This is a genomic window from Clostridioides sp. ES-W-0016-02 (genome assembly GCF_020641035.1).
Classification (GTDB): Bacteria; Bacillota; Clostridia; order Peptostreptococcales; family Peptostreptococcaceae; genus Clostridioides.
Window position 1 is genome coordinate 2,677,423 of sequence record NZ_CP061361.1, and the last position, 22,322, is coordinate 2,699,744.

Annotated in this window: 17 protein-coding genes and 1 riboswitch; of the genes, 2 read left to right on the plus strand and 15 right to left on the minus strand. The window is 28.7% G+C overall.

Going from position 1 to position 22,322, the window contains the following annotated elements:
* Positions 1-2: 2 nt before the first annotated feature.
* The 6 genes from IC758_RS12780 to IC758_RS12805 all read right to left on the minus strand — a co-directional run bounded on the left by IC758_RS12780 (position 3) and on the right by IC758_RS12805 (position 5,255).
* Positions 3-815, minus strand: coding sequence for a transketolase (locus IC758_RS12780; RefSeq protein ID WP_227432712.1), 813 nt, complete (start codon positions 813-815; stop codon positions 3-5).
* Positions 816-906: 91 nt separating this feature from the next.
* Entirely contained in the window at positions 907-1,938 is a 1,032-nt protein-coding gene (locus IC758_RS12785) for a zinc-binding dehydrogenase (protein WP_227432711.1), read from the minus strand.
* Entirely contained in the window at positions 1,939-2,991 is a 1,053-nt protein-coding gene (locus IC758_RS12790; protein WP_227432710.1) for a galactitol-1-phosphate 5-dehydrogenase, read from the minus strand.
* Between the two features lie 130 nt (positions 2,992-3,121).
* A complete protein-coding gene (locus tag IC758_RS12795) occupies positions 3,122-4,396 on the minus strand; it encodes a PTS galactitol transporter subunit IIC (protein WP_227482790.1) in 1,275 nt (424 codons plus the stop codon).
* A gap of 57 nt (positions 4,397-4,453) precedes the next feature.
* Positions 4,454-4,729, minus strand: coding sequence for a PTS sugar transporter subunit IIB (locus IC758_RS12800; protein ID WP_021385190.1), 276 nt, complete (start codon positions 4,727-4,729; stop codon positions 4,454-4,456).
* Between the two features lie 67 nt (positions 4,730-4,796).
* Positions 4,797-5,255: a PTS sugar transporter subunit IIA gene (locus tag IC758_RS12805; RefSeq protein WP_227824129.1), complete on the minus strand. Its 459-nt coding sequence runs from the start codon at positions 5,253-5,255 to the stop codon at positions 4,797-4,799.
* A gap of 487 nt (positions 5,256-5,742) precedes the next feature.
* Between IC758_RS12805 and IC758_RS12810 the strand changes: the two genes are divergently transcribed.
* Positions 5,743-7,221, plus strand: coding sequence for an arylsulfotransferase family protein (locus tag IC758_RS12810; protein WP_227830705.1), 1,479 nt, complete (start codon positions 5,743-5,745; stop codon positions 7,219-7,221).
* A 616-nt stretch (positions 7,222-7,837) separates the two neighbouring features.
* Here the strand turns inward: IC758_RS12810 and IC758_RS12815 are convergent.
* From IC758_RS12815 to IC758_RS12845, 7 genes are all read right to left on the minus strand, one after another.
* Positions 7,838-10,762 (minus strand): sigma 54-interacting transcriptional regulator, encoded by a 2,925-nt coding sequence (locus IC758_RS12815; RefSeq protein ID WP_227860509.1) that lies wholly within the window; start codon positions 10,760-10,762, stop codon positions 7,838-7,840.
* Between the two features lie 136 nt (positions 10,763-10,898).
* The gene (fsa, locus tag IC758_RS12820; protein ID WP_227432705.1) at positions 10,899-11,549 is read right to left on the minus strand and encodes a fructose-6-phosphate aldolase; all 651 of its coding nucleotides are present in this window, start codon (positions 11,547-11,549) and stop codon (positions 10,899-10,901) included.
* 57 nt (positions 11,550-11,606) lie between these two features.
* Positions 11,607-12,179: a xanthine phosphoribosyltransferase gene (locus IC758_RS12825; protein ID WP_227432704.1), complete on the minus strand. Its 573-nt coding sequence runs from the start codon at positions 12,177-12,179 to the stop codon at positions 11,607-11,609.
* A gap of 187 nt (positions 12,180-12,366) precedes the next feature.
* A riboswitch (purine riboswitch) is annotated at positions 12,367-12,468 on the minus strand.
* Between the two features lie 106 nt (positions 12,469-12,574).
* Positions 12,575-13,726 carry a mannitol-1-phosphate 5-dehydrogenase gene (locus IC758_RS12830; RefSeq protein WP_227830712.1) on the minus strand — a complete coding sequence of 384 codons (1,152 nt, stop codon included), beginning with the start codon at positions 13,724-13,726 and terminating at the stop codon, positions 12,575-12,577.
* A gap of 18 nt (positions 13,727-13,744) precedes the next feature.
* Entirely contained in the window at positions 13,745-14,167 is a 423-nt protein-coding gene (locus tag IC758_RS12835) for a PTS sugar transporter subunit IIA (RefSeq protein ID WP_227432702.1), read from the minus strand.
* A gap of 31 nt (positions 14,168-14,198) precedes the next feature.
* Positions 14,199-16,337 carry a BglG family transcription antiterminator gene (locus IC758_RS12840; RefSeq protein WP_227860510.1) on the minus strand — a complete coding sequence of 713 codons (2,139 nt, stop codon included), beginning with the start codon at positions 16,335-16,337 and terminating at the stop codon, positions 14,199-14,201.
* 26 nt (positions 16,338-16,363) lie between these two features.
* Complete coding sequence (locus IC758_RS12845) at positions 16,364-17,785, minus strand: PTS mannitol transporter subunit IICB (RefSeq protein ID WP_227432700.1); 1,422 nt, start codon at positions 17,783-17,785, stop codon at positions 16,364-16,366.
* A gap of 539 nt (positions 17,786-18,324) precedes the next feature.
* On the opposite strand from IC758_RS12845, the gene IC758_RS12850 reads away from it, so the two are divergent.
* Positions 18,325-19,824, plus strand: coding sequence for an IMP dehydrogenase (locus tag IC758_RS12850; RefSeq protein ID WP_227860511.1), 1,500 nt, complete (start codon positions 18,325-18,327; stop codon positions 19,822-19,824).
* A 74-nt stretch (positions 19,825-19,898) separates the two neighbouring features.
* On the opposite strand, the gene IC758_RS12855 is transcribed toward IC758_RS12850, so the two are convergent.
* Together IC758_RS12855 and IC758_RS12860 are read right to left on the minus strand one after the other, a co-directional pair.
* Positions 19,899-21,056 carry a toxic anion resistance protein gene (locus tag IC758_RS12855; RefSeq protein WP_227482794.1) on the minus strand — a complete coding sequence of 386 codons (1,158 nt, stop codon included), beginning with the start codon at positions 21,054-21,056 and terminating at the stop codon, positions 19,899-19,901.
* Positions 21,057-21,174: 118 nt separating this feature from the next.
* On the minus strand, positions 21,175-22,092 hold the full coding sequence (locus tag IC758_RS12860) for a 5-bromo-4-chloroindolyl phosphate hydrolysis family protein (RefSeq protein ID WP_227830714.1): 918 nt from the start codon (positions 22,090-22,092) through the stop codon (positions 21,175-21,177).
* Positions 22,093-22,322: the final 230 nt, after the last annotated feature.

Consider the following 22,322-nt stretch of genomic DNA (forward strand, 5'->3'; position numbering starts at 1 on the left):
TCCTATAGACCTCCTTCTAAATCTTTCAATGCTTGTTCTGCTTGTTCTGCATTTGGAGCTGTTCCATGCCATGCAGCATTATTTTCCATAAATGAAACACCCTTACCTTTTACAGTTTTAGCTATTATTACTGTTGGTTTTCCTGTAACTTTTTTAGCTTCATCTATTGCATTTCCTATTTCATCAAAACAATGTCCATTTATTACTATTACATTCCATCCAAAAGATTTAAATTTGTCATCTACTGGACTAACATTCATTACCTCTTCATTAGAACCATCTATTTGTAATCCATTTAAGTCAACAAATGCAATTAAGTTGTCTAATTTATAATGTGATGCTGTCATTGCAGCTTCCCATATTTGACCTTCTTGGATTTCTCCATCACCTAATATAGTATACACTGTATAGTCTTTATTATCTAATTTTCCAGCTAGTGCCATACCATTTGCAGCAGATAAACCTTGTCCAAGAGAACCAGTAGACATATCTACTCCTGCTACTTTTTTCATGTCTGGATGTCCTTGTAACTTAGAACCAAACTTTCTAAGTGTCAATAATTCTTCTTCTGGGAAAAATCCTTTTTCTGCTAATGTAGCATATAAAGCTGGTGCTGCATGACCTTTTGATAGAACAAATCTATCTCTATCATCCATTTTTGGATTTTCTACACATATGTTCATTTTATCAAAATATAACACTGTTAACATGTCAGCTATTGATAATGAACCACCTGGATGCCCGCTTTTAGCTTCTGCAACCATTTTTATTATGTTTTTTCTAATATTATTAGAATGATCTCTAAGAGTGCTCATACTTTTTTCCTCCTGTTATTTTTTAAGACCTTACATTTTCTTATCCTACAGTAGATTTTACAATTTTTTTTAAAATAATACAAATGTTTTTTTAAGATTTTACTGCAACTTTTATTTCTTCTCCGTTCATTAAGGCTGTAATACCCTCTTTAAATTCGTCTAAACCAACAGTTCTTGTAACTAATGCTTCTGTATTTACTTTTCCACTAGCCATTAAATCTAATGCTATAATCCAAGAACTTGGTTTTTGTGATCTACTTCCAATATATTGTAACTCTCTTTGAATTATTGCTTCTTGATCCATTTCATTTAGTTTTTTGGCAAATATCCCAACTTGTACGAAAGTTCCTTTCTTTCTAAGTAATCTTAAAGCTTCATTAACTGCTGGCATAAATCCAGAACAATCAAATCCTTTATTTACTCCATTTCCATCAGTCATTTCATTTACTACATCTGCTAGACTTTCTTCCATTACGTTTACAGTTCTATCTACTCCAAGATTTTTAGCTATTTCTAATCTTTCTTTATCTTTTGTAACACCAGACATTATAACTGTAGCACCTTGAGATTTAACAACTTGAGCTAATAGTAAACCTATTGGTCCTGGTCCTATTATTAATACTGTATCATCACTTTCTATAGTAGTTTTTTCAAGAGCTGCATGAACACAACAAGCTAGTGGCTCTGTAAGAGCTGCTGATAATAAAGATACATTTTCAGGAAGTACATGTATGCTTTCCTCTCTTGATAATACATATTCAGCAAAACTTCCATCTGCTTGAGTACCAATACCTTTTCTAGTTGGGCATAAATTGTAGTCTTTAGTTGCACAATATATACATTTTTCACAAGTTGCAAAAGTAGTTTCTGATGTAACTCTATCTCCTACTTTTATATTTTTAACATCTTCACCAATTTCTACGACAATTCCAGAAAATTCATGACCTAAAGTTACTGGAGCTTTTATATTTGCATATTCTCCTTTAAATGAATGTATATCTGAACCACATATACCACTGTATTCTACTTTTATTTTAACTTTATCTCCTGTAGCTTTTGGCTCTTCTACCTCTAATACTTCTACATTATCATAACCTGGTTTAGTTTTAACTACTGCCTTCATTTATTTTTCAACCCCTTGTGGTAAAATTAATATCTTATTAAATTCTTCTTTTCTATCTCTTATCATTTCAAATGCTTTATAAGTATCTTCAAGTGAAAATCTATGAGATACCATTTCTTTTAATTTTATTTTTCCTTCATTAACTAGAGTGATTCCTTTAGTCCACTCTTGTCCTGGGAATGGTGCAGAATAAGAATTCCAGAAACCTTTTAACTCTAGTTCTTTTCTAAATATATTTTCAAATGCTTCTTCAGATAAAGTTATATCTGAATATGCTATTCCTAAAAATCCTATTTTACTTTTCTTTTTAGTTATAAGTAAACATTGTTCTTGAGTTATTTTAGAGCCTGCACATTCAAGTGCTATATCAACACCTTTTCCACCAGTAAGTTCTTTTATTTTTTCTACTGGGTTTACATCTTTAGCATTAATTATTATATCAGCACCTAATTCTTTTGATTCTCTTAATTTATTATCAGATATATCAACTGCTATAATTGTTCCAGCTCCTGCTATCTTAAGTCCTTGTATTACTAGTTGACCCATTGTTCCACTACCCATTACAGCTACAGTATCTCCAACTTGGATACCTATATTAAGTACTCCATGCATAGCAACTGCAAGTGGTTCTATCATAGCGGCATCTTCAAAATCCATGTCTCCTATTGGTAAAACATTTGTAGCTTTTATATTTGCATATTCTGCAAAAGCTCCAAAAGTTTTAGCTCCTAACATACCATGGTCATCACATAATGAAAATAACCCTCTCTTACAATATTCACACTCATTGCAAGGTATAAAAGGAATCGCAACTACTCTATCTCCAACTTTTACATTTTTTACATCCTTACCAACTTCTGCAATTACTCCAGAAAATTCATGTCCTGGTATAGCTGGAACTGGATATTTCCAATGTTTTAATACTCTTGGAGGATCTGACCCACATATTCCTGCTGCCATAACTTTTATTTTTACTTCATCACTTTCACATGGTTTTATTTCTATATCTTCAAATCTCATATCATTTGTGCCATGTAATACTGCTGCTTTCACGATAAATCTCCTCCTTTTGTATTTTGTATTTTTTAAAAATTTATAAAAAATATTACTCTTTTCTAGTAGCTGCTAAATGTTAAATTTTCGCATACTTTACTAAAAAAGAGTAATCTCTATTAACTAAATATTAGAATATTCCAAGTGAAGAAACTAATTGAGATAATTTCAATATTCCCCATTTTAGTAAGTTACCACCTGTATCTATACTTGTAACCATTGTTGTTCCTTCTGGCATCATATTTGCTTGTTGTAATAATTGCGTATGAACATCTGCAAAATTTGTAGCCATATAAAGTGATATAGCTATTACTATAGTTCCTGTTATAACTGATTGAACTATATTACCTTTTCTAAAACATACTATAAATGCCATATAGAATGGTATTGTTGCTAAGTCACCAAATGGTAAAACTTTATTTCCTGGTAATATAACTGCTAAGAATAGAGTTATAGGAACAAGTATAAGAGCTGTTGATATAACTGCTGGATGTCCAGTTGCTACTGCTGCATCTAGCCCTATATAAAGTTCTCTATCTCCATATTTTGCTTGTAAGAAATCTCTTATTGATTCTGAAATTGGAATTAAACCTTCCATTAATATTCTAACCATTCTAGGCATAAGTAACATTACTGCACCCATTGATATACCTACATTGAATATTCCTGCTACATCGTATCCAGCAAGAGCTCCAAGTATTATCCCTAGTATAATACCCATCATCATTGGTTCACCAAATATACCGAATTTTTTTTGTATAGAATCTGGGTCTGCTTGTATTTTATTTATTCCTGGTATTTTTTCAACAAATTTACCTACTAAATATCCAAGTGGAGCAAATGAAGCTGTTGAACCAGTTGGTAATGCTATACCTTCTAAATCATAAAACTCCTGAACATTCTTGGCTGTTTTTTCTGCAATAAATAGTACTAATAATTCCATTAATATTGCACAGAATATAGCCCAGATATAACTTCCTGTTACTATATATCCAACTGCACCTGCTACTATAAAGTGCCAATAATTCCATATATCAACGTTTAATATCTTTGTTTTATTGAAGTATAATAATAGTAAGTTTACTAATAAACAAACTGGTATTAATATTGGTGCAACTGGTGAAGCCCATGTTGCTGATGCTGTTGTTGGCCAACCAACATCTATTACTGTTAAATTAAGTCCAAATCTCTCAACCATTCCTTGAGCTGCTGGCCCTAGTGTTGAAGTTAATAGGTTTACAACTAAGTTTATACCCACAAACCCTATACCAATTGTAAGACCTGATTTTAAAGCTTTTGTAAATTTAATTCTAAATATCATTCCTAAGACTACAATTGTTATTGGTAGTATTACTGTTGGTCCCATGTTTAAAATGTACTGTACTACTGCTAATAATTTATCCATTTATAAATCCTCCTTTTTCTGTTTTTTTAATATGATTTCAATTTATTTATGATAGGATTATTTTAAAGCATCTAATATTTTTTTATCTAATGCTGCTGTATTAACTCCAGTTATATATGCTGTTGCTTTTATTGCTGGTATATTATAAGTTGTTGGTAATATAGTTGTTGATACTATTAAATCTGCTCCATCTTGCTTTGTTGCACATTCAGCTATTTTGCATTGTATAACTTCTGCTTGTATATTATTTTCTTTAACTAATCTTTCTACCTTATCACAAACTACTGTTGATGTTGCTATTCCTGCTCCACATGCTACTAATATTTTTTTCATTTTTATTTCCTCCTAATAATTTTTATTTTCTTATTTTTGTTGTTAGTATCTTTTATTCTTTTATTTTTTATAAAGACTTTATTGTCTTTAAAACTTCTTCTTTATCAGTAGAATCCATTAGCTTCTCAACTAATTCTTTATTTTGCATAATCCCCATCAATTCTGTTAATACAGACAATTGACTGTGTGGTTGATTAAGCCCCAAAACGAAAGCTAAATTTACAGGTACTTTTTCATCTTGGTCTTCCATAGAACTAAATACTACTGGTTCATTAAAAGTACAGACTGCTATAAATTGTTCTTTAATATATTCTGCATCTGTATGTGGTATAGCTACTCCATAATCACCTAAGTTTAAACCTGTTGGAAATACATTTTCTCTTCCTAGTATTTTTTCTCCAAATTCTTCTTTTACAAAGCCTAATTCAAAAACTTTATTATGTATTTCCTTAAAGAAATCTTCTTTTGTTTTACAATCCATTTTAAGGTTTATAACTTTATCACTTACAAAATTTATAAACTCCATATTTGCACCTCCTAATTGCTCTTATCTCATATCTTGTTTTTCTTGTCTTTATATAAAGCATATGCCGTGCCAAAAAGTGGCTTTTTTTGTGAAATAGAAGAAAATGTTTTCCTTGAAATAATGTTCAATTGCAGGATTTTAGCCAACTTTCATAGATAAATTTTTTTTAATTTTTATTTTAATTTTCACTTGTTAAGCACTTAACTATCCATATATTTTTATATTTTCGTGGTTTTTTTTGTTATAGAAATGGTTTTTTTATTTTTTATGGGTGGTTTTTTCTGTTTCTTAGCTATTTTATAAAATTATTCAATCTAAACAACATTAATTTTCGTATTTATTGTTTAATTATTTCAGTGTGAATGAATTTTCATATAATTGTCTATCAAAATTCACGTTACGCATAATTAAATTCATAGTATGTTTTTATTTATATAATAAAATCAATATGAAAATATATAAAACTTAATATGAAAAGGAGATAAGAATGAAAAGAAAAAATTTATTAAAGATAGTATTTTTATGTAGTATTTTATTTGTTTCTGGTGTTTTCGCAAAGCAAGTCTTTGCATCTCAAAGTAAGTCGAAAAAAACACTTACTATAACTGTAAATGGTTATGATGTAACACTATCTAAAGAGGGAATTTTTAATAGTCAAAACGTAAAGCAACTTAATTCAACAAATCAAAATAGTATAACAATAAAAAACTCTAAAAGTGTAAACAGTGTCAAAATAGATGATAAAGAAATTAATGTAAATGATAAATCAACTTTTAAATTGAAAGAAATCAGTAGCTCTTCTAAAATAAAAATATCTGTAATGTATAGTGGTGAGAATTCATATAGAAATTATTACATAAATTCTCTTTCAAAAGATTTTCCAAAGTATACTGTTACTGCAAATAGCCCTTATGATGGTGATTATTATCTTACTACACACAATGAAGAATATAATTTTGTATTTAAATTAAATAACAAAGGAAATATAGTTTTTTACAAGGAAGTCGAATCAAATCCTTTTGATTTTAAAAAAATCACTACAGATGATGGTAAAGTTAGATATGGATATTTACTTCAAGATAAAGACTCAACAAAACGAATAAGTTCTGTTGGATACTCACCAACATATCTTGTTATATTAGATGAAAATTATAATGAAATAAATAAAATTACTATGGAAAAAAATAAAAACATAGAATCTGGTACTGAGTTAGAAAACCATGACTTTATATACATAAATGATAATCACTATATCGTTTCTAGTTATCAAAAATCTAAGGCAACAAACATTCCTTCAAACTTGAATAAAGGAAATTCACCTTATGTGGTAAATAGTGTACTACAAGAAATAAAAGATGGTAAAGTTGTATGGCAGTGGGAAAGTATTGACCATGAAAAACTATATGAAGAAAGTGTTGAACAAAATAATTTTAGCGAAAAAAGTGATACATCCTTAGACTATGTACATTTCAATTCTATGACTATTGACCCCAAAGACGGAAATCTAATCTGTTCATTTAGAAATTTAGATGAAGTTATTAAATTAGATAGAAAAACAGGAGAAATTATTTGGACCCTAGGAGGATTGGGTGATGAGTTCAATTTAACAGATAATCAAAAATTCTCAAGACAGCATAATGCTAGAATTACAGATGATGGATATATAACCTTATATGATAATGGTGTAAAAAATAAATCTACAAGAGTTATTAAAATAAAATTGGATGAAGAAAATAAAAAAGTTACTGAATATCGCTCATATGACATAAATGACTATTACAAATATATGGGTTCAGTTCAAGAAATAGATAGTGAAAAAGATGTATTCTTAGTTGGAACTGGTGGAAAGGCTGGAGAAAAGCAAGATTTAGTAGCTATGGAAAAAGATTTTTCTAATGATAAAGTTTATTTCAGATTCTCCTTTAAGAGTGGTGAAAGTATGTATAGATGCTATAAAATTCAATAAAAAACTTATCTTAAAATAAAATATCAATTTTAATTAATACAAATCTTGCAAGGAAAATAAATCTATTATTTTTACTTGCAGGGTTATTATTTTCCTTAATTTTAATATAAAAAGCAGGTGCGAACTTTTATGTTTCTATAACACCTGCTTTGATATTAGAAAATCACTATAACACCAACATATTTGATATTTTCCTGACTACTGTTTTTAATTTCTTATATTCTACTAGATATTTCTATTTATTTGGTATATGTATAAATTATTATAATACATATTCCATCTTTTATTACTGCTCTTTCTTAGTATCTGCATATACAAATCTTTATGATTCTAAAATTTCATAAATTAATATAAAAAAAGCCCTGTATTTTAGCAATATATTTGCTTTTTAATAATTTATAACAAGTCTATAAAAAATAAAATCATTAATTATTATTATTTTGTATGTTTGCTATCTACAAATAAAAAAGGCTAATACTATAAAATTAAATAAATCAATCTTATGGTATTAACCTTATATTAAACAATTAACTATCTATCAATTGAACTTACCTTAAAACTTGTGCTAAAATAAATTTTTCTATTTAATTTTTTATATTATTTTTCATGTTGAAAATTAACTTAATATCTTTTTTATTTCATTTTTATCTTCAGTATTTAATAAAATTTCCAAAGTATGCTGGTCATTAATCTTTGAAAATAAGCTTCGTATTTCTTTTTTATTATTCTCTTTAAGTGCTAATAAAACCACTAAATCTACCATAAATTTATTATCCCACACTATGGGCTTATTTAATCTTGCTATAGCTATTGCTGGTTTTATAACATTTTCTGGAAGCCCATGTGGTACAGCAACTTTTGAAGCCATTACAACACTTCCCATAGCTTCCCTTTTATACACACTTAATATATATTTTGAGTCTACATACCCACCTTCTTCAAGCTTTGATACAAGAGTGTCGATTATATACTCCTTTGAGATTCCTTCAAAATCATATAAAATCAAATCTTCATGTATTAAATTATCCAATTGATTATCGCTACTCAAAGATGGTTGTTTATTATTTAAATGTTCTAATACCTTGTTAATTCCATTTTTTCCAAGTACCTCATTATAAGAAATAAAAGGTACATTTTTATAATCTATATCAATTGTGCCACAAATAGCAATAATATTATATTCAGCTTCAATGTCATTTAATTCATCTTCTAAATTATTATTTAAAAAAGCAATTGGCTTTACTTCAATTGAAGCATCATATTCCTCAATTTGCTTTTCTATATGTTCCTTTAAGTTTAAAGCTGTACCTACCCCACTTAAACATAATGTAATAATTACATTTTTCTTTCCATATTCATTTTTTCTATAACTAAATTTATTCGTATTTACCATAGCATAATTTTTATTTTTCTTTAAATCTGCTATTATACCATCTAAACTTTTTCCTTCAATTGTCGCCAATTTTCCTGCTTCCATTGCTAATAATGTATCCACCCTGTTTACAGTCTTACACCTAATACCAAGTCTTTTTTCAACCTCATCACCAAGGATTACTAGAGAACCCATATCAATTAGAACCAAAATTCCTTTCTGTGCTTCTATCTTTTTAAGTTCATCCAATACATGTTCTATTCCTTCTGCTGGTGAATCTGTAAGTGCTATCTCTATACCCAGTGTACATTCTATACCAAGAATGTGATTTACAACATTAGACATTTCAATTCCAACTTTACCATGCGTAACTATAACTACTTTTACTTTATCTTTTATACTTTCTTCATTGTAACAAAATTTATTTATATAATATGCTAAATATCCAAGTTCATCCTCTGGGAATGTAACTTGTGTTAAATCTTCCACTATTCCCATTACATATCTGGATAATTCATATTCCATTGGCATTGATGCTTTTATCTTATCCAAACTTGGATTTATTATAGTTTTTCCATCTCTTATTCTATCTATAGCATGCTCAATATGAATTGCTAAAGCTAAATACAGCCCCTGATTTACATGCTTAAACTGCTCTTTAATAAATACAATTACTTTGTCCATTATCTCTAGCGTGGATTCTTTTAACTGTCCACCCCAGTCTATTCGACTTCTTCTATCAGACAAGTTTTTATTGTTTTTAATAGCATTAAATTTATTGTCTAACTTTTCTATAAATGCATTTTTTAACTCTTCTTCTGAAAAACACTTACTTTCTAGAACCTTTAATTCTTTTTCTGCATAATTGTATATTTCACTTATCTCATTATCAGACAAAATTCTATTTTTCCCACTTACTAATTCACTAATATCTATATATATATCTTCAACTGAAAACTCAGAATACTTTTCATCTTCACAATTACAATCATAATATCCACTTTTTATATAATCTCTCAAGCTATCTAAATCTATAATTACCTTGTCACTAGAAAATATTGCCTTACTAAAAGCTCTAGCACAAGTTACTTGTATATCACTCTTTAACTGTCCTATATTCCCAGTACATTTATAATTCATAAGTGCACACATCACTTCTTTAGTTATTATAAAGTTTTTATTTACTCTTTTTGCTTCTCTTTCAAAGAATTTTATTATTATTTCATATCTTTCAGATTTTGGTCTTTCACTCATATTTGGTAAGTTTATTACCATTGGTATACGTCTTCTAAATGTTTGAAGTAAATTAGAATCTGGATTTTCTGTTGTAGCACTTATTATGAGAACATTTGCCTTTCTATTAGAATTACTCTCTCCTAACCTCCTAAATTCACCTCTATCTATTAAAGAAAATAATATTTCTTGACCAGCAGCAGGTAATCTATGAATTTCATCCAAAAACAAAATTCCATTATTGGCTTGCTCTACAAGACCCTCTCTATTTGCATCTGCACCTGTGTATGCACCTTTTACTACTCCAAATAGCTGAGCTATCAATAGATTAGGATTTTCTGCATAATCTGCACAGTTAAATACTATGAATGGACTATTTTCTTCTTTGATATTATTTTTCACAGCATATTTGTACATACATGTAGCTAACTCACTCTTACCTACACCTGTTTCTCCATATATTATAGTATGAAGACCATTAGGAGGATACATTATTGCTGATTTAGCTAGGTTTACTTTTTCTTTCAAACTGCCTTTTATACCTATTAATTCTTCAAACCCATCTTCTTCTACAGCTTTACTAACTTTTACATGTTTTCCAGATGATACTAGTTCTTTATCTTTTATTTCAGCTTTCGATTGACTTAAGTTTTCTTCTTTTAGTAATTTTGATACTGCACTTCTTGATATATTATAGCCATTTTCGGTTAAAATTTCAGTTATTTTTCTTTCAGACATTTGAGGATTCTCATTTACAATCTTAGATATATCCTTTATTAATATTTGTTTTCTTCTTTCTCTTGAATCTAAAATATTATTCTTTTTTCTAACCGCTATTACTTCAGACCTAGCTACATTTAATATTTCAGCAAGTTCTTGGTCAGTGTATGGATTTTTCTTGTCTTCTCTTTGTATCTCTCTTAATATTTTATCCATATTTCGCCTCCTTACTTTAAATTTTAGTTTATTTCAATATATTATACACCAAAATAAGACTAGGCAAAATAGCCTAGCCTTATTACTTAGAATTTCCATAAGAACTTCTATTAAAATTATAACCATAACTATATGATTATAATTTTAAAGAAGCACCTTCCCAATCCTTCATAAAGCTATCTATTCCTTTGTCTGTCAAAGGATGCTTAATCATTTGGTTTATAACTTTAAGAGGAACTGTTGCTATATCAGCTCCCATTCTAGCAGCTTGTAAAACATGTATTGGATTTCTAACACTAGCAACTATTATTTGAGACTCAATACTATTTACACTGAAGATGTCAACAATTTCTTCAATTAAATCAAGACCATTTTGTGATATATCGTCTAATCTTCCAACAAAAGGACTTACATATGTAGCTCCAGCTCTAGCAGCTAAAAGAGCTTGCCCAGCAGAGAATATAAGTGTAACATTAGTTTTTATACCTTTACTAGATAATACTTTTACTGCCTTTAAACCTTCTGCTGTCATAGGTATTTTTATAACTATATTTTTATGTATCTTAGATAATTTTTCTGCTTCTTCTATCATACCCTTGTGCTCTAAACTTATTACTTCTGCACTTATTGGTCCATCTACTATCTCACTGATTTCCTTAACTACTTCTATAAAATCTCTACCTTCTTTAGCTATTAGAGATGGATTTGTAGTAACTCCACATATTACACCTAAATCATTTGCTTCCTTTATTTCTTCAATATTAGCTGTGTCTATAAAAAATCTCATTTAAAAAATCCTCCATAATTAGAATATGTGCTAAACACAAGTATATAATATCATAAATTATCTAAATTTTACAGTTCCATTATCTATAGATTCAACTACTGCTAAAGATTCTAATCTTACATCATTGGCCTTTAAAAGTGCTCCTCCAGCTTGGAATCCTTTTTCAATAACAATCCCTACTCCAACTAAGTTTGCATTTGCTTGTTCAATTAAATCTTTAAGACCAAGAGCGGCTCTTCCATTAGCTAAAAAATCATCTACTACCAATATGTTTTCACCTTCGTTTATATACTTTTTAGAAACTTTTACTGCATATTCTTTTGCCTTAGTAAATGAATATACATTAGTTTCATACACATCAGTATCTAAGTTTTTAGATTCTGATTTTTTCGCAAAAACTACAGGTGCATTGTCAAAGTATTGTGAAACAATTGATGCTATAGCTATTCCTGAAGCCTCTATTGTAAATATTTTATCTACCTTTTCTCCACTAAATCTCTCTTTAAATTCTTTTCCTATTTCATTTAAAAAAGCTACATCAATTTGATGATTTAAAAAACTATCGACTTTTAGTATATCATTTCCTGAAACACTACCTTCTCTTAATATCTTTTCCTCTAAAGCCTTCATTGTACTCCCACCTAAACCTTTCTAAATTATATTAATCTTAATAAAAAAAATTATATTCTCTTTAATTTTACTCTCTACATTGCTTGTATTTTATCTTAGAATACTAAAAAAGCTCCTGTCTATATCATAGACAGGAGCTTAAAATTCAAAGTAACCAACTTAATATATAATTTAAAATAAGTATAAACTATATCATCTTCACTCCTGTAGTTAAGCTATTATTGGTAGCTTAGTAGAAACATTTGAACCATATTATCAAAAGTATACAGGTAAACATATTAATTTATTCTTTTTAATTATATATTATAATTCTCTATTATTCAACAAATAATTCAAACTGTGTAGAATAAAACATTCACTAGTTACTTGACAAAATTCAACCTTTTTAAGTAAACTTATAGATTTTCCATAAAGATATAACTTTTTTCTATATTATCTAGAAGTACTTCATCCTTGTTTATATTAGCTATTTTAGCAATAGCTTTTTTTACTCCATTAGACTTTATTAGTTCTTGTAATTCTACACTTTGAGCATCTTCACTATTGTTATAATGAAGTGCTGCACCTATTCCAAGAATTAAGTTATCAACTGTTAAGCCATATGATTTTGCAGTCATTAGAGGTTTAATCAATCTATCCTTATCGCTTAATTTTCTAAGTGGCTCTCTTCCAACTCTGACTACATCATCATTAAGATATGGATTTTTAAATCTATTTAAAATCTTATCAATATATTTATAATGTGCTTCTGAATCAAAATTATATTTTTTAATTAATCCTTCTCCACTTTCTGTCATTGCATTTTTCACTATATTGCAAATATATTCATCATTTATACTTTCTTCTATTGTTTTGTATCCCTTTAAGTACCCTATATAAGCAGTTATAGCATGGCCTGTATTTAGTGTAAATAACTTACGTTCTATATAAGCCATAAGGTTATCAGCTAAATTCATTCCAACTATATTAGGTATTTCTCCTTTAAATCCTTGTTTTTCAACATTCCACTCATAAAAATTTTCAACAGTTACATCAAGAGGATTCTCATTTTTACCAGGAGGAACTATTCTGTCAACTGAACAGTTAGGGAAACCAATATAGCTCTCTAAATAGTCTTCTTCTTCTTTATTTAGACACTTAAGTATTTCCTCTTTTAAAGAAGAACTTGCATATATTGCATTTTCACAAGCTATTATATTTAAATTATTTGTTAATCCTTTTTCTTTTCTAGTTTTTATACCTCTAGCAATTGTAGGGGCTATTTTAGTTAAAACCAAAGGGCCAACTGCTGTAGTTATTATTTCAGCTTCTACAATCTCATCTATTATTTCTTCTTTTATAGATGAAACTGCACTTATATTGTCAATTATCTCATCTACACATTCTACATCTCTTATGTGTATAGTATATTTTTTATCTTTATTTATTGAATTTAATATTTCTTCATTAACATCAGCAAATACAACATGATAACCTGACTTAACTAACAAACCTCCAATAAATCCTCTTCCAATATTTCCTGCTCCAAATTGGATTGCCTTTTTCATTTTAAGTTCCTCCTAAGATTAGTTGGCAAAAGCTTCCATAAAAGCTTGTTTGTCATTTGAATTTTTTAGTCTCTCTGTTAAATCATCATCTAAAACTATTGCTATATTAGATAGTATCTCTAAATGCTCATCTCCAACACCAGCTATTCCTATTAATAAATATGCCTTTTCTCCATCAAAATCTATACCATTAGGGAATTGTAGTATAACTATTCCAGAAGATAATATTTCTTTTTTCGCTTCATTTACACCATGTGGAATAGCAACACCCATGCCCATGTATGTAGTCATTACCTTTTCTCTTTCCAACATTGCTGGTATATATTCTTCTTTTACATATCCATTTTCAAATAGTTTTCTTCCTGCTAAAGTTATAGCTTCTTCCTTTGAAACACTATCTAATCCTAAAAATATATTATTCTCATTTAATACTTTACTCATAATATCAACCTTCCTTTTTTTAATGTAAATTTTATTTATCTATTAATGTTTTTAATTTATTTGTATAAAAATTAAAAACTATATCTTTTATTTCTAATGTCATCTCTTGTATAGAAAATTTGTTTATTTTATTAGTAAAAACAAAATTATCTATTAATGAGCCACTTACTTCACTCATTATTTGTCTTTGATAATTTGGTGAATCTTTAGGAAGTAACATAAAAACCACATTCTCAATTTCTTCCTTAGAATTTAGCTTTATGTTATTTTCTAATCTTATTATTGCTAACTTCATAATATCTATTCTTTCACTCATACAATGTAATAATAAAATCCTTGATTCTTCTATATATGGAATTGATATTTTTAATCTTTCTTCTAAGGATGCTTTTATAGATATTACATCTTCACTAGATTTTACAAATATTTTTGATGAATCCATAATAAGTTCATCTAAGTTTTTACTTTTAAATTTTTTAAATTGAATTTCATCTAAAAACTGAAGAATATCTCTTCCTATGTTCATACTTTCTGTTATCTGTTCATATACTTTATTTTTATTTTTAGTATCATCTTTTACTTTTAAATCCATTAATTTATTTTGAGCTATAGACTTTATTTTTTCTTTGATTATCAGCTCATCATCTGAACTCATAAATGGACCTACACATATATAATCTAAGTTTGTATTTAATTCTACTGTAGATACAATTAAATCGACTTCTTTTTCTTTTAAATATTCCTCATCTATGTTTATAGCTGAAATAGTTTCAAGTATATTTAGATTTGGAAATTTATTTTCAATTTTAGTCGATAAAAACCTTGAAGTTCCTATTCCAGTAGGACATGCTACAACAATATTTATATTAGCATGCATCATTAGATTTTTTTCTATGGCTGATGCAAAATGCATTGCAATATATCCTATTTCAGATTCAGGTATTGAATTTATATTTAGCTTATCTTTTATGACTTTAGAAACCTTTTCGACTCCATTATAAGCATATGAATACTTAGTTTTTATTTCATCTAAAAGGGGATTTCTTATTTCTAGTCCCATATTCAATCTGTTTATGGAAGGTCCCAGATGGTTTGCTAGGTCTTTAAATAATCTTTCATCATTTTTAAGACTTATCTTAAATTCATCTTCTGCCAAATCTATCATTTTATTTGTAATGTCCATTACTTCTATGTCATCTAAGTTTAACTCTTTATGACTTGAAGATGACCTTTGCTTTGCACCTCTAATGTGCATAGTTATATATCCAACTTCATCTAATGGTATATCCATACTAAAATCAACTGCCATACCTTTTACGATTTCCTGAGCTAATTTAAACTCTTCGGTTAAAGATAATTCCTTTAGAAAATCTTTCTCCATAGTTATATTTTCACCATTTTTTATCCTCTGTAAAGCTAATGAAATATGAACTACAAGCCCTATATATGCACTATCAGCTAAATTTACATCTAACTCTGAAAGCTTCTTTGTTAATGTACTTTCAACTTTTCTTATTATGCACTTGTCCATTAAATTTAAAAGTCTATTTTCACTTAAAATCTCTATTGCTTTATCAGTTTGTATATTCTCACTTATATTTCTGACCATATCCAATATTTCTTTTTCATTAAATGAGTCATATATAAGGTTTACATATGCTTCTCTAAAGTTTTTTTCCTGACCTTTGAGATACACACCAAGCCCTGGTTTTCTAATAAGCTCAATATCAAATCTTTCTAACCATTTACTTGCTAGTGCAAAATCATTATTTAGTACTCCTTCAGATACCTTTAATATTTTTGCAAAGTAGTAAGATTTTACTGGCTCATTAGAAACTAGTAGCTTTGATAATATAATTAAGTTTCTTTCTTCTTTGTTATATTCTTTTTCTATTTTTTCCTCTTCTAACAACTCAATTATAAAATTTTGATTTTCTGTATTCTCTTCTAAAATCAAACCTACACCTGGTTTTTTTACAAAATTAAAATCATTTTCATCAAACCATTTTTCAATTCCTGACATATCTCTAAGTACAGTTCTTGAACTTAACTCTAACTCTCCTGCAATTTCAGAAACAGTTATTGGAATATTTTTTTTAGAATTTTCTACTATCATGAGTATTATCTTTTTTTGTCTAGATGTAATCTTCTTTTTTTTCAAATTATCCACTCCTAATCAGTGGTACTTTTTATTTTTTATTTAGATTCTAATCTTTTAAACAGTATATCTAAATTGGGGTCATTTAAAAAGTTATTTATTGATACTATCTCAACATTTGAATTGTTTTTGGCAACTCTTTCAACTAATGTGTTGTGAGTTACTACTATTTGTGTATCATCTGGAAGATTATCAACAGATGAATTTGTAATTTCTATATCTAAATTCAAGTTTTTTATTCTATTTTTAAATCTAGAAGCTCCCATTGCACTAGAACCCATTCCTGCATCACATGCAAATACAATCTTCTTAATTTCATTTAATTCAAGTTGCTTTTCTTTAACTTTTTGTTCTGAACTTTTGCTTGCAGATTTCATATCACTCATCTTTGCTTTAGCTTCTTCTAAAGTACCATCTTCTTCACTTTGGTTTGCTGAAGCTCTCTTAACAAATGGTGCTGCCACTAAGAATGATACAACTGTCGCAACTGCAACCCCTGCTAATACTGGAAGTAATCCTCCTTTTGGTGCTAGTGCCATAAGTGCAAATATACTTCCTGGTGATGGTGCTGCTACAAGTCCAGCTCCTAATATTGAAAAAGTTAATATTCCTGCTGCTCCACCTGCCATTGTAGCTAATATTAAAACTGGATTCATTAATATATATGGGAAGTAAATTTCATGGATACCACCAAGGAAATGTATTATTACTGCTCCTGGTGCTGATTGTTTTACACTTCCTCTACTAAACATCCAATATGCTAATAGAACACCTAAACCTGGTCCAGGGTTACTTTCTAATAAGAACATTATAGATTTACCTGCTTCTTTTGCTTCAGCTATACCTATAGGACCTAATATACCATGATTTATTGCATTGTTTAAGAACAGTACCTTTCCAGGCTCTATAAATACCGAAACTAAAGGTAATAAACTTTTGCTAACTATAAATTGCACTCCTGATTCTATAAGAGCTGTACCTGCTACTATAGCTGGTCCAATTGCATAAAAACCTAATATTGCAAGAAGCATACCTATTATACCTATTGAAAAGTTATTTACTAACATCTCAAATCCTGTTGGTATTTTACCATCTACAAGTTTATCAAACTTCTTGATTACCCATCCTGCAAATGGTCCCATTATCATTGCTCCAATAAACATTGGTATATCAGCTCCAACGATTACTCCCATCGCTGCTGCTGCACCTATTACTCCGCCTCTTTGCCCTGCTATAGCTTTACCACCAGTATATGCTATCAATAGTGGTAAAAGATATTTTATCATCGGATCGCCTATAGTACTTAATTTTTCATTTGGCATCCACCCTGTTGGTATAAATAATGCTGTTATAAGACCCCATGCTATAAAAGCTCCTATATTTGGCATTACCATCCCACTTAAAAACTTTCCTACTCGCTGTATAGATGTCTTTATTGTCGATTGATTAGAACTGCTCATAATTTTACCTCCATTTGAATTATATTCTATATCGATATGATTCCCTTTTGTTATACTTTTATTATAGAGTTTATATTTTATAGTAACAACTTTAAGAAATCGTTTCTATGTCACTTAAGATAATGACATTTGTCACTTTAGTTTTTGTTTAGTTTTATTTATGTAGTATTTTAAATTAAGAATTTAATGAAATAAATTTTTTAGGGACACTTTTGGACATACTAATATAGATTTAATTGACTTATACTTTCAGTAAAAAATACTATATACTTAATATTAACAACAGGAGTATATAGATATAATGTAAGATATTATATAATAAGAATTAACTTCAAATTAGCTACCACATTAAATAAAACATTATTTAATATACAGTTTGATTGTATAAAGCAACATATATTAAACAGATTCAGTTAAAATAGTTTAAATTTTTCAAAAATCTCAATATCTGACAAAATACTTTAATAAAATTAAAGAATAAGTTATAATTAATACTATCAATTATAATAAAGTATAAAAATATAAGGAGTGATTAAAAAATGGCGTTTTATTTTGATACACCATCACATACTTTCAGTGAATACCTACTTGTACCAGGTTTCTCTTCTACTGACTGTATACCTGCTAATGTAAGTTTAAAAACACCTGTTACTAAATTTAAAAAGGGCGAGGAAGCAGATATTCATATGAATATACCTTTAACTTCTGCTATTATGCAATCTGTTTCTGATGACAAGATGGCTATTGCACTTGCTAAAGAAGGTGGCATCTCATTTATATATGGTTCTCAATCTATTGAAAGTGAAGCTGCTATGGTAGCACGTGTTAAATCTCATAAAGCTGGATTTGTTGTGAGTGATTCAAATATTAAACCTGACAATACATTAAAAGACATACTTGAACTAAAAGAGAAAACTGGTCATTCTACGGTTGCAGTTACTGAAGATGGTACTTCAACTGGTAAATTATTAGGTATTGTTGCAAGTCGTGATTATCGTATAAGTCGTATGGACTTAGACACTAAAGTTAGTGAGTTTATGACTCCTATGTCATCCATAGTTTATGCTAACAAAGATGTTACTTTAAAAGAAGCAAACAATATTATATGGGACCATAAGCTTAATTCTCTTCCTGTACTTGATGACAATGGTAATCTTGTATATATGGTATTCCGTAAAGATTACTCTTCTCATAAAGAAAATCCACTTGAACTTTTAGATTCTTCTAAAAGATATGTAGTTGGAGCTGGTATCAATACTAGAGACTTTGCTGAGCGTGTTCCTGCTTTAGTTGAAGCTGGTGCTGATGTTTTATGTATAGACTCTTCAGAAGGTTTTTCTGAGTGGCAAAAGATAACTCTTGATTTTATTCGTGAAAAATACGGTGATACGGTTAAGGTTGGAGCTGGGAATGTAGTTGACCGTGAAGGATTCCTTTACCTTGCTGAAGCTGGTGCTGACTTCGTTAAAGTTGGTATTGGTGGTGGTTCTATATGTATCACTCGTGAACAAAAAGGTATAGGACGTGGACAAGCTACTTCTATAATTGAAGTTGCTCAAGCTAGAGATGAATACTTTGAAAAAACAGGTATTTACATTCCAATTTGTTCTGATGGTGGTATTGTTTATGACCATCATATAACTTTAGCCTTAGCTATGGGTGCTGATTTTATAATGCTTGGTAGATATTTCTCTCGTTTTGATGAGAGTCCAACTAATAAGGTTAATATAAATGGTAGTTACATGAAAGAGTATTGGGGAGAAGGTTCTGCACGTGCTAGAAACTGGCAAAGATATGACCTTGGTGGAGATAAGAAACTTTCTTTTGAAGAAGGTGTTGACTCTTATGTTCCTTATGCTGGTTCTTTAAAAGACAATGTGACACTTTCTCTAAGTAAGGTTCGTTCTACTATGTGCAACTGTGGTGCTCTTAGTATTCCTGAACTTCAAAAAAATGCTAAGCTAACACTTGTATCTTCTACTAGTATCGTTGAAGGTGGAGCTCATGATGTTATGCTAAAAGATAACAGAAACTTATAATATAAATAAAAGTGTAGTTAATTGTAAAATCAACTACACTTTTTATTTTAATATAAGCTATTATTTATGAGTTATTATTTAACTGTAAATTCAAGAAGCTTACTTTTAAGTTCATTTTCTATTTTTGATAATTCAACTTCTGCTTCCTGTCTCTTTATTCTACCATCATTCTGTATCTTAACTACTTCATCAATAGTTGATATTAAAGATTGATTAGTTTTCTTAATTGTATCTATATCTACAATTCCTCTTTCTGATTCTTTGGCTGTTTCTATTGTTCCCATTTTCAATGTCTCTGCATTCTTTAGTAGAAGTTCATTTGTCATATTACTAACTTCACGCTGTGCTTTCATAGCTTGATTCAAATGAGATATTCCAAGAGCAAGTACTATTTGATTTTTCCACAATGGAATAGTATTTACTATAGTAGATTGAATTTTTTCTGCCATTAGATTATTGCTATTTTGAACCAATCTTATCTGTGGAGCCATTTGAAGTGATACCATTCTAGTTAATTCTAAGTCATGAATCTTCTTTTCAAATCTGTCACAAAGTGAAACCATATCGTTTACAGATTGAGCATCTTCTGTTGAACCAGACAAACTTGCTCTTTCTCTTAATTTTGGCATCTCAAGTTCTTTCATATCTTTTAGCTTTTGTTTCCCTGCTATAATATACATTGTAAGCTCTTTTGAATAAGCTAAGTTTAATTCATACATTTTATCAAGCATTGCTATATCTTTCAATATTTTAACTTGATGCTTTTGAAGTTCTTTACTTACTTTGTCTACATTTACTTCTGCGCTATCATACTTAGTTTTTAAATTTGAAATTTTATTATTTGCCTTTTTAAAAATTCCTAAAAAACCACCTTGTTCTTTTTCGTCAGCTGAGAATGATTTTAAATCAGTAACTAGATTTGTAAGCATATCACCAACTTCGCCTAAATCTCTAGTTTTAACACTCTTTAAAGCGGTTTCCGAAAATCCTGCTACCTTTTTTTGAGCCCCAGCTCCATATTGCAAAATCATATTTGTATTTGTAATATCTATTTTTTCTGCAAACTCTTTTACCATTTTACGCTCAGCTTCTGATAGTTTTTCTTCTTCTGGGTCTTTTTCATTCTTTTTCATTAATAGGTCAGAATTATTTATATCATTTGTTTTTGTTTCTTCACCAAATGGGTCAAGTGTTAGTGTTGGCATAACTGGTATATCATCTAAATTATTCATTCTATAGTTCTCTCCTCTTCCTTCATAAAGTACTAATTATATACTTATATCTTACATATTTTTATCCTTCATAACTACTTAACTGTTCAAAAATAACAGAATATTTTTTATATTACAGTTAAAACTTTCCACCTGTTAATCCCTCTTGAACTAACATATTTTCTAAAACAGTAATATCTGTAGATATGTCAATAGCTTCATCCTCAAATAGAGAATCCAGTTGGTTTTCAAAAGCCACTACAATTGTACTCATTGTACTTTCAATGCTTTCCATAGTTGTTGTTATATTTTCTCTGTCTATTCCTTGTTCTTCCAATGTATGATATGAATTTAAAAGCTTTAAAGTAGTTGGAATATAATAATCCATAAATTTTTGTATCTGAATAAGTTTTGATGGGTCATGTTTTACAACATCAAATATTTTACTTGTAACATCTTCTACTTGTATAATTTTCTTGCACATTGATTCTGATTTAATATTTTCATTAGCCTCTTTTATTTGTCTCAAATAGTCCATTCCCTTTTTAATAATCATATCAGCTTCATTGCTATTCTCAACTTCATCTTCTTCAACTTCATATACTATATCTTCATATGTTGGTGGAACTCCATCTTCATTTGTCAATACAATTTGATTATTTCTTTTATCAATATAAGTATTTATAAAGTAATTTTTATCTATCATCTTTTGCACATCTTTTATTATAAATTTTAGTGATTTAGATGTACTTTCTGCAATAAGTTCTACTGGAATAATATTTTTATTACTTATGATTGTACAGTATTTTTTATAACGAGAAATTTGGTCTCCTAATCTTTTACCTTTAAAAATACAAACTCCACCTATTATTAAGAATAAAGCACATACTTGAATAGGAAGTATAACTGCCCATCCAATTATAATTGAAATAGTTGACAATACTAAGGCTGATAGTGTAAATAAGCCTACTAGACCCCATCCAACGATCTTCAAAAACTTACTTAAAAACGAATTTATTAATACAGATTTTTTAGAAAAATTCTCTGGTTTATACATGATTTATATCCTTTCATTTTTACTAATATTATTATTATATTTCAGTTTGATTATACAATTACTTACTTATTACTGTCAAGGAATTTGAAATTCTACAAATTATTTCAAATGAAGTAATAGACTTAAATGTAAGTACATTTTCTAACTAAAAATGTACTTACATTTAATGCTATACAAAAATAAGAGAACTTAATTTTAAGTAAATTTAAGCCCTCTCATTTTTTATATTT